The organism is Chitinophaga caeni, from assembly GCF_002557795.1.
In the GTDB taxonomy this organism is placed as follows: domain Bacteria; phylum Bacteroidota; class Bacteroidia; order Chitinophagales; family Chitinophagaceae; genus Chitinophaga; species Chitinophaga caeni.
In genome coordinates this window covers 1014099-1025962 of sequence record NZ_CP023777.1, presented here as the reverse complement: position 1 = coordinate 1025962, position 11864 = coordinate 1014099, and the positions used below count along the sequence as shown (strand labels likewise).

At 42.5% G+C, this 11864-nt stretch carries 5 protein-coding genes; 2 read left to right on the top strand and 3 right to left on the bottom strand.

Annotation, left to right across the window (positions count from 1 at the left end; translation table 11 throughout):
* Positions 1–12: 12 nt before the first annotated feature.
* From COR50_RS04210 to COR50_RS04200, 3 genes are all read right to left on the bottom strand, one after another.
* Positions 13–1305, bottom strand: a complete 1293-nt coding sequence (locus COR50_RS04210) for a glycoside hydrolase family 88 protein (RefSeq protein ID WP_098192830.1) — start codon at positions 1303–1305, stop codon at positions 13–15.
* A 100-nt stretch (positions 1306–1405) separates the two neighbouring features.
* Positions 1406–3142 (bottom strand): RagB/SusD family nutrient uptake outer membrane protein, encoded by a 1737-nt coding sequence (locus COR50_RS04205; protein WP_098192829.1) that lies wholly within the window; start codon positions 3140–3142, stop codon positions 1406–1408.
* Positions 3143–3190: 48 nt separating this feature from the next.
* The gene (locus COR50_RS04200; protein ID WP_157760612.1) at positions 3191–6301 is read right to left on the bottom strand and encodes a SusC/RagA family TonB-linked outer membrane protein; all 3111 of its coding nucleotides are present in this window, start codon (positions 6299–6301) and stop codon (positions 3191–3193) included.
* 391 nt (positions 6302–6692) lie between these two features.
* Here COR50_RS04200 and COR50_RS04195 point away from each other — a divergent pair, with 391 nt between their 5' ends.
* Positions 6693–10769, top strand: coding sequence for a hybrid sensor histidine kinase/response regulator transcription factor (locus tag COR50_RS04195; protein ID WP_098192827.1), 4077 nt, complete (start codon positions 6693–6695; stop codon positions 10767–10769).
* A gap of 81 nt (positions 10770–10850) precedes the next feature.
* Positions 10851–11864 (top strand): glycosyltransferase family 4 protein, encoded by a 1014-nt coding sequence (locus COR50_RS04190; RefSeq protein ID WP_098192826.1) that lies wholly within the window; start codon positions 10851–10853, stop codon positions 11862–11864.

Genomic DNA, 11864 nt, shown 5'->3' with positions numbered 1-11864 from the left:
TCAATATTTTATTTAAATGATCTTCTCACCTTCCAATAATTTCTTATAGCGAATTAAAGCTTCCAAGTAATAATAATCTGCATAAACTAAGGGTACATCGATTTCGACGCCGTCCGGAATACTTCCCACGGAATGTTCCAATATGAAATGTCCGTTTGTACCTAGCTGCGCTGTATATCCTGGGCTGCTTAATGAATGTAATATTTTTATAGCAACATCTTTATATCGTTGTGCTTCTTGTGCCTTAGCATAAGTACTTAATTCAAATAAAGCCGATGCTATAATGCTGGCGGATGAAACATCCCGGAACTTCCCGGTTACCTCTAATGCATGAGATTTAACGCCGGGTGTATAGCCGGGTTCATCAGCATTAAAATCCCAATATGGAATTTTATCGGTCGGCAGGTTCTTATTATTTACGATGTAATCTGCCAGTCCTAAGGCAGTTGTTAAAAACCGCTGATCTTCCGTTTCGCGGTAGCACATGGTAAAACCGTACAATGCCCAGGCTTGCCCGCGAGCCCAGGTTGAATTATCAGCATATCCTTGCGATGTTTCCCTTGCTAATACCTTCCCGGAAGTACTGTCATAACAAACGACATGGTAAGAACTGTAGTCTGGCCTGATATGATTTTTCATCGTGGTCAAGGCATGGGTAATGGCGATATGCCGGAAACTGGTATCGCCGCTTATTTTGGAAGCGAAGAACAGCATCTCCAGGTTCATCATGTTGTCAATAATTACCGGGAAGTGATATTCGGCATCGCCGTGTTTAGATCTAAAGACATTCCAGGATTTTATGCAGCCGGTTGTAGCGTTGTACCTCGTACTCAATGCTTTGGCTGCATTGATTAATACGGATTTGTAAGACTCGTTCTTAGTGAGCCTGTAAGCATTACCATAGCTACAATACATCATGAAACCCAGGTCGTGATTGCCGGTAAATGTTTGTAAAGGGGCAAGGCTTTCCGTCCACCTCCTGGCTTCGGATTTATATTGATCGCTATTAAGGTACTCGTATGCCTGCCAAAGGTTGCCGGGGAAAAAGCCCGGGGTCCAATCATACATAGAAGTGCTTACCAATTCCCCGTTTTTATTGATCGTCCTGGGATATGCCGGATCTTTTTCGTTGAAGTTTTGATTGGCATCATCCAGCAGCTTGCTAAGCATGGTGTCGGCATGTTTAAAATTTTGATCTATGAAAGCTAATGCTGCGGTCTTCCCATCTACAGTGCTTTCCCGGGAAAGGTGACAAGCAGAAAAAATGATCGATGCAGATAATATTACAACCCCCAGTTTCTTCATGTATTATGAATTAAGGTACTCAATGAAAAATGTGGGCCTCATTATTTACCCCTTAATTAAAAGGAATAAATAACGAAGCCCTGTTAAAATCAAAGCTATTTTATTGCCAGTTTGGATTTTGTGTTAAAGTGTTGTTACTCAAACCGATTTGTGCGGAAGGCAATGGCCACAAATAATCTTTTTGCGTATCAAATTTCCTTTTATCTGCCGCTTGGAATAATACGTACCCGTCTAATAACGGTGGTACAACCGAGCCGCCATAATTGATATCATCGAAATATTTCCTTTCAATAATTGCTTTGGGCAATTCTACTTCCGCGGTTTTCCACCTGATCAGATCCCAGTACCTGAAGCCTTCAAATGCCAGCTCAATTGTTCGTTCCCTACGAATTTCTTCCCGCATGCTCAGGCCGTTCGAATTCACGAATGCATTTGTCAATAACGGTAATTTACTGATGTCGTTGTTGCTGGCCCTATTCCGTAGCAGGTTGATTGTAGCGTTCAGATCGGCATCCGAAATACTTTCATTGAGCTCGTAAGTCGCTTCTGCGTAGTTCAACAAAACTTCCGCGTAGCGGATGGCTATATAATCTAAGTACACTTGGGCGGTTAAGAAATCTGCCTGCCCCGTCCAATATTTCTGCTGGTGGTAATAAAATGTATTTCCATAAATGGGCGTACCGCCAGAAATGGACGCATAAGGATCGCCAACTTTGAACAGCGTCATAACTAACCTGGGATCTCTATTCCTGGTATCGGTGAGCAAACCTGTTTCGATCCCGTTGGAATCAAGGGTGGATTTCCCGGCCGGTAAGCCATCTGAATATAACGCTAGGTTTACATAAGCTCTCGTTGCCGCATTGCCGCCATCGGTCAGGTTATTCCGCATATAGGAATGTGAAGCGATGCTGTTCGACATGTTTTGCCCGTACAATCTAACGAGAATATTTTCCTTATTGTTAGCATAATATTCGCCGGGGTACCTGAAAAGATCCTGGTAGCTAAGTTCGCCTGTGCCGGTGAATAAACTATGCTTCGCTTCATTCATCACCGTTTGGGCGGCTTCTTTCGCAATGGTGAAATGCTTAGTGGGGTTTTTAGTTCCCGTAAACTCCGGTGCACCATGAAACTTATTCCAGCTTCCTTCATACAATGCTACCCTGGATTTAAAGGCTAAAGCGGCACTTCTTGTAATGCGGCCATATTCTTTTCCGGCTACGCCGCTAGCCGAAGAACTACCCGGTAGTTGATCTGCCTGCGGACAATTGGCCGCTGCAAAGTCCAAATCTGCATATATGGAATCTACCACGGTCTCCCTGGCGGTTCTTGGGGTGTACAACAATTCATCATCCCTACCTGTAATCGTTCTCCAGATGTAAGGTACATCGCCGTAAATTTTAACCAAGTTAAAATAGGACATTGCCCTGAAAAACCTGGCTTGCGCGATGCAGTAAGTCTTCATCTCGCCACTAGGTATACCGGCTGATTTTTCAATTACATTATTCGCTGCGCGGATGTAAGCATAAGCATTATTCCAACGTCCGTCATTGGACGGGATATTCCGGGAGCCGTCACTCACCTGGTCTACCGTCCGGGTGGTAATATTTACGGCCAGGTCGCTCATGCGGTCTTCCAATGGAGTATTGAAGTCGGGCAGACTACTATATAAGTAGTTCGTACCTGCGATCAAGTCGCTTTCTGTTTTCCAGAAAATGGGATCGGTGATCACCGATTGCGTATTCTGATCGAGTTGCTTGGTGCAGCTATTTAAAAATAAACCTATTCCGGCTGCGGCAAGAAGAAGTGTTATTTTATTTGTTGCTATTAATGTTTTCATATACAATAATGTCTTTGTCGTTTAAGAAAAAACTGTTCCCGGCATTTACTAGAAGCTAACATTCAGCCCCATTGCGTAACTTCTCCACATCGGGTAGCCGTAAGAGATCCTGTCCGTATTTTCAGGGTCGTAGTAATTAAACCACATGCCTGTTTTTTCCCACAAATCCTGGCCGGAAAAATAAAGGCGTACATCACCTAATCCCTTGATGTGATGTTTATCCTTGGTTAGGGTGTAGCCAACTTGTAAATTCTTTAAACGGATATAGCTGGCATCCTGTACCCAATGCGATGACACAACATTGTTGATCCTATCGCTCACCAATATTCTAGGGAACTTGGCATCGAGGTTATCAGGTCTCCAGTAGTCTTCGTGGATTTTCCAAGGCATGATCCAGCCGCTGTAAAATGCCATAGCGTTTTCAGGATTAATCAATACATTCCTCTTACCTACCCCGTTAAATAACACGGATATATCGAATCCTTTCCAGTTTACCCCGGCATTAATACCAAATACATAACGGGAGTTGGTATTACCCAGGTACACCAGGTCGCCATGATTTTCGGCTGTATTGACACCCTCGTTAATGAAACCGTCTTTATTCCTGTCTATTAGCTTGATATCACCTACAGATGTATTGCTGACACGCACCGGTGATCCTGCTAATTCATCTTCTGTATCAAAATATCCATCTGCTTTATAGCCGAAGATTGAATTGGTAGACATGCCAACCAGGGCTGAATTAATTCCCTGTCCATACACGGTACCGCCGATGTTTTTCACAACGGTATTCTTATCATCACTCAGGTTGGCGGAGATAAAGTAACTACCGTTTTTAAACTGGTCAGTCCAGTTGATATTGACGCCCCATCCGGTTACCTTGATCGCGGCCAAGTTGGCTGCATTCGGCGCCACACCTAGCATAGAAGGCAATTGTTGGGCAACGAATACATTGTCGTTGGTCTTCTTGAAATAATCAAAGTGGATGCGCAGCCTGCTTCTCAGCATTTCAAGATCGAAGCCGATATTAGCCGTTTTGATGATTTCCCATGCTTTGCTGTCTGCCGGTAATGATCCTTGCCAAAACATCGCCGTACGGGCATCGTTGAAAGGGTAATAAGACCTGGAGAGCGGACTTTGGAAATCGTAGTTGTTAGCATTCGGGTCTGATGTTTGCGCCCCGCCGGTAGTACCGTAAGATGCCGCAACTTTAAATTCATCGATCCAGGGCAAGGCGGTTTTAAACCATTCTTCTTCGGCTATTCTCCAGAAAGCATTGACCGCGTAAAAGTTCTGGAATTTATGCCCCGGCGCTAGCCTGGAGCTTCCATCGCGCCTGAAGGTACCTTCTAAATAGTATTTCTTGTTGTAGTTATAAGACAGCCTGCCGAAATACGAGATCCAAGTATTAACCTGGATATTATCCGATACGTTACCCACGTCGGCATTCGCCAAGGTTGTATAATTGAGGGTAGGGAAATCGTTCAATAATAATGCCCTTTGGATGGCCTGGATCCGGTCGTATTGGTAGATTTTATATTCATAACCACCCAATAAGTTGAAATTATGTTTATCGATCGAATAGTTATAATCTGCCGTGGTGAAGAAGTTTTGTGTAATAGAATACGGCCTGCTCTTGTTAAGGGAATTTACCGGGTTAATGGAAGTTCCGGGCACCGGGTTCATGTTTTGATCTATCGTCCAACGGGGAACGGTTTTATTATAAATTTCCCTGTTAGAAAGCACTAAGCCGGGGCTATATACCGCTTTTAGGTTTAATCCCTTCACGATTTGCTTGGCAGAAAGAGTTACTACGCCGTTGACGTTGTACTTATCCTCGTCATCGTAACCGCCGTCTTTCAGTATCGGGTAAGCATTGGAAATCGTGCCGATAAATGCGTATAACTTACCATCGGATCCCGGTGTGAAAATAGGGTTCCTCGATGCGCGGATGGAATACACGTTATACATCAAACCATAACTCCCGGATACGCCCACCGAAGGCGCCATGATATTTTCCTTGGCAAAGGAAAGCCTGGTATCTAGGCTAAATACATTTGAAAACTTCGTATTGTAATTAATCCGGGCATTGAAGCGGCTATATTGGTCAGGCCCGAATTTGAATACTCCTTGTTGGTCAAGGTATCCCATTGAAAACAGGAACGAAGACTTATCGCCGCCACCGCTTACGGAGAGGTTCAGGTTTCTTTGCGGGCTTTGGTTGCGCATCAGGATATCCTGCATGCTATTATTGTAATAATATTCCCATTGATTGGTATTCGGGTTTAGATAATCATCTACGTTCGGATCGTCAAACCATTCCAATTGTTGCTCGCTGAAAGCGGGGTTACCGCCCCCGTTTACGTTGGCAGCATTCAACAACTCCCCTTCTTTCCTTGAGCTCAATCCTTCGGGACGCGCATAGGTAGTCCGCCAGGTGTACATGGAGGAGAAATCCACCCTGGTTTTTTGGTTAGCCTTCCCGCCTTTCGTTGTCACCAAGATCACACCGCCACCTGCTTTGGCGCCGTAAATGGCGGCGGAAGCGGCATCTTCTAGAACGGTAATATTTTGAATATCATTCGGGTTAATCGAGTTAATATCGCCTTCTACACCATCGATGATGAAGAGCGGCGCATTTTGCGCTCCCAAGCTGGTAATACCACGGATGCGGGCAGTCCATCCTTCCCGGCCGGGTTGACCGTTGCTGCGGGTGATTACTAAACCCGGAGCAGCGCCTTGCAGCGCTGATAAGGTATTGGTCACGGGACGATCTTTCAATATTTTTTCGTCCACCGAAATTACAGCGCCCCCAACATCGGCCTTGCTCCTGGAGCCATAACCAACCACGACCACCGTATTCAGATCGGAAACTTTGGTTACGAGTTGTACGATCATTGAAGTTTGGTCGCCAACTTCCATTTCCCGCGTGTCGTAATTGATATTACTGAAAACGAGTACGGCCCCGGCTGGTACAGAAAGAGAAAATTTTCCTTCCGCATCGCTGGTCGTACCCGAAGCCGTGTTTTTAATCCTGATGGAAACACCCGGAACCGGTTTGTTGGCCTCGTCGATAACTCTACCGGTAATTTTTTTTGATTGTGAAAAAGTAATTAAGGGATTGATAATTAATGCTAGTACTCCCAAGAGTATTTTCATTCGGAGCGAATGATACCTTTGGGAATTGAACAAAAGTCTCATAGCAGCTTTGATTTTAGGTTGAAAAAATGCAAGCGGCAATAACAGAGTGACGTGGATAATCCATTGAGCTCTTTCATAACGCGGACAATCCATTGAGCTCTTTATTATAGCAGCGTATCAAGACAAATATTTCAGATGACGCGAAATTACCAGGGGGGATATCGGCAATAAATTGGGGGGGATTTGTAAATGGACTTGTATATTATTGATTATCAATAATATTTTTTTAGGGTTTTTTGAAAAATAATGGAGAGTTACGCAACTTTATTAATAGATTACAGTAGAGAATACTAGATAATTTAAGTGTTTGATTAAAATAGGATTGATATAATTTTAACAGAAAAACTCAATGCGGTCAAGTGAAGCGCTAAAATATATTATATTTTGCCTTTTATTATTTGCTATTAATTTTCTTGGTTTTTTTAGCTGCATTGCCCAAAATCTATCGTTTGACCATCTGAAAATTGAAGATGGGCTGTCAAATAATTCCGTATTGTCGCTTGAGCAAGATGATTTCGGCTTCATATGGATTGGAACCGCGAATGGCCTGAACCGTTACGATGGGAAGCGCTTCAAGGTTTATAAAACAAATGCCAAGGATAGTAGTAGTATATCAAATAATAATATATTATCATTAGCAACTGATAATAAGGGAAACCTTTGGGTGGGAACTACTAGTGGGTTGAATAAATACAATCCGCAAACCGATCAATTCCAAAGGATAGGAATCGATGGTATCAATAGTATATATTTCAGCTCTTCAGGAGCCGTTTGGGTTGGCGCCGTTGACGGTTTATATGCTTTCTTAAATCCAAAGTCAGACAAATTATTGTCATTCTCCCGGGAACAGGGCCTCGCCGGTGATGAAATAAGGGCAATCTATGAAGATCATCTGCATAATTTATGGGTCGGCACCGATAAAGGCTTGTCCATGATTGAAATGCAGGGGAATCAATTCCGCGTTGTTAATTTCGATCAGCAACTGGCTGACGGTAATAGTCTAAAGTCCAATTATATTACCAGTATTGCAGAAGATGATGATCATAATCTTTGGATCGGCACTCAAAATAGTGGCTTATATCTTTATGTCGTAAAGGAAGATCGCTTCTTTCATTATGAACAAGGCCGTGATCCGGCAGATGGACTGGTCAATAATAAAATCCGTAAAATACTCAAAGACAGGATAACAGGGATGTTGTGGGTAGGTACGCAGGAAGGTATTAGCATCATAAACCCCCGCACCAGGAAATTTCAAACTTACAGGCATGTGCCGGATAATAAAGAAAGCCTGTCGCAAAATTCTGTTTATAGCATACTCCAAGATGCCAATGGATCTATCTGGATCGGCACCTATTTTGGAGGGCTCAACACGGCATATACTTACCAGACGCCCTTCGAAATATTACAGGATGGAGAAGGCAACTCCAGTATAAATAATAATGTTGTCAGCGGTATCCTGGAGGATGAAAAGAAAAATTTGTGGATCGGTACCGAAGGTGGGGGCGCCAATTATTTTGATAGGACCAAGCGTATTTTTAAGGCTTATAAAAATGATCCGGCAAATTCCAAGAGTATAGCATCCAACCTGGTGAAGTGCATTTACCGTGATAAAGATGGTAATACCTGGATCGGTACCCATGGTGGGGGACTCAATCTTTTTGAACCATCCACGGGATCATTTAAGCATTACCTTTATAATGAAAACGATCCGCTTCGTTTACTAACTAGCTATAATGCTTTGTTTGAAGATCGCCTCGGGCGATTTTGGGTAGGCAGCTCCAGGGGAATAATGCTTTTTAAAAGAAATGGTACCTCGCTGGAAAAGTGGCCCGAGCAAGAATCCTTGCAAGGACTGAAATCATTGTACGCCCAAATTATATTTGAAGATTCAAAGAACAGGATATGGATCGGCACGCGTCCCGGTTTGTATGTCCTGACAGGCAACCTGCTTGAGCAGAAAAGCTTGAACGAACTTATAAATTGTATTACTGAAGATCTCGATCATAATATTTGGATCGGTACAATGGATGGCGGACTTTATTGTTATAACAATGCAAACGGGCAGCTAAAGCATTATACCAAGAAGGACGGGCTACCCGATAATAGCATCTTCGGAATTTTGCAAGATGATAAGAATGTTTTGTGGTTGAGTACTAACAACGGTATCGTGAAGTTTGATCCCCAAAAGAATATATTTCAAACCTATACCACGAGCGATGGACTGGCCGGGAATGAATTTAACCTCAATTCTTATTTCAAGGATAGCAACGGGAAATTTTATTTCGGCGGATTTAACGGCATCACCAGCTTTTACCCTTCCGAGATATCGTTTAATGAATTTAAATCACCGGTAGTACTAACAGGGCTAAAGCTGATCAATAAGGAAATAAAAGTGAATGACAAGAGTCATTTATTAAAAAAAGATATTAACCTCACCGATAAGATTGTACTGAACCATAATCAAAATATTTTCACTGTTGAATACGCATTGCTGAATTACGTTAAGAGCGAAAAGAATAGATATGCCTATAAATTATCCGGCTTTGATGATAATTGGATAGAAACACCGATGGCCTCAATTACCTATACCGATCTGTCTTCCGGGACTTATCAATTAATGATAAAGGGTGCCAATAATGATGGTGTCTGGAGTGATGTAAGGCAGTTGACGATAAAAATCCTACCACCTTTTTGGCTTACATGGTGGGCCTATTGTATTTACGCAGCCTCGGTATTTTTTATCATTTTCTTCGTGACCCGGTTTATTTATTTAAGGGCTTTGTTAAGGAAGGAGAGTGAACTGCACCAGGTAAAGCTCGACTTCTTTACTAATATCTCCCATGAAATCCGGACGCATCTCACCTTGATAATGGCGCCCGTAGAAAAAATGTTGGAAAACAGTAAGGGAGATGAATTTTTTTCTCAGCAACTCAATAATATCAATAGCAATGCGCGGCGTTTATTGAAATTGGTGAGCGAGTTGATGGATTTTAGAAAGGCAGAAACCAATAACTTATTGTTGCACGTGTCGCAACAAAATATTATACCTTTTTTGCAAGATATTTATGAAGGTTTCCGTGAACTATCCTTATCAAAAAATATTACGACATCTTTTATTCATAACACAGACGAAGTAATGTTGTACTTCGACAAGGAGCAGCTGGAAAAAGTGTTTTTTAATCTATTAAGTAACGCATTTAAATTTACCCCGGAGGGCGGACGCATCATTTTAAATGTCGAAGAAGATGATAAGTTCGTGAAAATTTCGATATCTGATAATGGACAAGGTATCGAACCACAATACCTGGAAAAAATATTTACAAATTTCTTCCAGGTAGCGGATCATGGCCTGCAAAATACCGGTTACGGCATCGGGCTGGCCTTAGCAAAAAATATTGTTGAGCTTCATAAGGGCGCCATAACCGTTGAAAGTGCGTATCAAGGTGATCAAATGGAAGGGCATACAACATTTGTTGTCAGATTGCTGAAGGGAATACATCACCTTGAGGGAGACAATAATGTAATAATTGAAAATAAAGTATTGAGTCAACAGCCAGCCCTGGAGAAACCGGTCAGTGTAAAGAAGATCCGGCGCACTTCTACCCAAACCCCGGCTGAACCAAAACAAACCATCTTAATTGTAGAAGATACAGATGAATTGAGGGAATTGATCAGGGAGAATTTCCAAGACCATTATACAATACTGGAAACCAGGGACGGTGTTGATGCCCTCGCCGTTGCCACGGAACAGATACCTGATCTCATAATCAGCGATGTAATGATGCCGAGAATGGATGGCTTTACGCTTTGCAATCACCTGAAAACCGATGAACGTACATCGCATATTCCCGTTGTATTGCTGACGGCAAAAAGTACCCAAGCCGATTTGCTGAGCGGGTTGGAAACAGGCGCCGATGTTTATCTAACAAAGCCGTTCAGCTTGCAGGCTTTGTTTCTTAATGCGAGGAATTTATTGGCTTCGAAGGAAAAGCTCCGCATAAAGTTTAGTCAAAAAATTAATGCTTCTCCATTGCCCGGTATTACCGCTATGCAGGAAACGGTAATGGAGGATGGTCTTAGTACGATCGATCAAGATTTTTTGATAAAGGCTACGGATTTGATTGAAGAATATATGGATCATGCGGAGTTTAACGTGGAAATGATGGCTAGAAAATTCGCGATGAGTAGACCCGTATTATATAAAAAAGTGAAATCCTTAACCGGGATGTCCGTAAATGATTTCATCAAATCCTTGCGGTTGAAGAAAGCAGGAGTTTTGCTATTACAACGGAAATTGAATGTAAATGAAATTTGCTATACGGTTGGATATAATGATATCAAGCATTTCAGGAACGAATTTAAAAAGCAATACGGGAAAACACCCACCGAGTTTGCCGCTCAAGGACAAGTGCAAAACGAATCCTAGCCATTGACGTGCTTATTGGCATGGGCGCTAACATTAGCATACAAATTGTGTTAATAATATAACATACAATTTGAACTAGCTATGAAAATCGCGATACTTTCCCCCGTGGCATGGCGTACGCCACCGCGGCATTATGGTCCTTGGGAGCAAGTTGCCTCCACTATCGCAGAAGGTTTGCATGAACGGGGAATGGATGTAACATTGTTTGCCACCGCCGATTCCTTGACGGGATGCAAATTATCCGGCATCATTCCAAAAGGCTACGAAGAGGATAAAGAACAAGATCCCAAAGTGGCGGAATGCTTGCATATCAGTCACCTGATGGAACAATCCGGGCAATTTGACATAATTCATAATCATTTTGATTTCTTACCACTGACTTATTCCCGGCTTATTCAATGCCCCATGGTAACAACTATACATGGTTTTTCATCACCGAAGATCATCCCGGTTTACAAACAATTTAATGATATAAACTATTATGTATCGATCAGCAATGCAGATAGGAATGCTGCATTAAAATATATCGCTACCGTATATAATGGCATCGATAAAAGACAATTCGATTTCAATGATGTGCCGCGGGACTATTTATTATATTTTGGCCGTATCCACCATGATAAAGGAACTTACGAAGCGATTCAAATTGCGAAGCAATCCAAGCGTAAATTGATAATAGCAGGAATAGTACAAGACCAAGCATATTTTGATGAGAAAGTTGCCCCCTGGATCAATAACGAAGATGTTCTCTATTTGGGAAGCGCCGGGCCGCAGCAGCGGAATGAGTTATTAAGGAATGCTTCCGCATTATTACACCCCATTAATTTTAATGAACCATTCGGGCTGAGTGTAGCGGAATCCATGTTTTGCGGTACACCGGTCATTGCATTTCGCAAAGGCGCAATGGGAGAATTGATCATCGATGGGAAAACGGGTTTCTTAGTAGATACGATAAACGATGCCGTAGAGCGGCTCCCCAATATCAGATCAATTAACCGGCTTGATTGCAGGGAATGGGCCGAGCTCAATTTCAGCAGGGAGAAAATGGTGGGCGATTATATAGAGGTTTACGAGGAGGTGTTGGAATTGAATTGA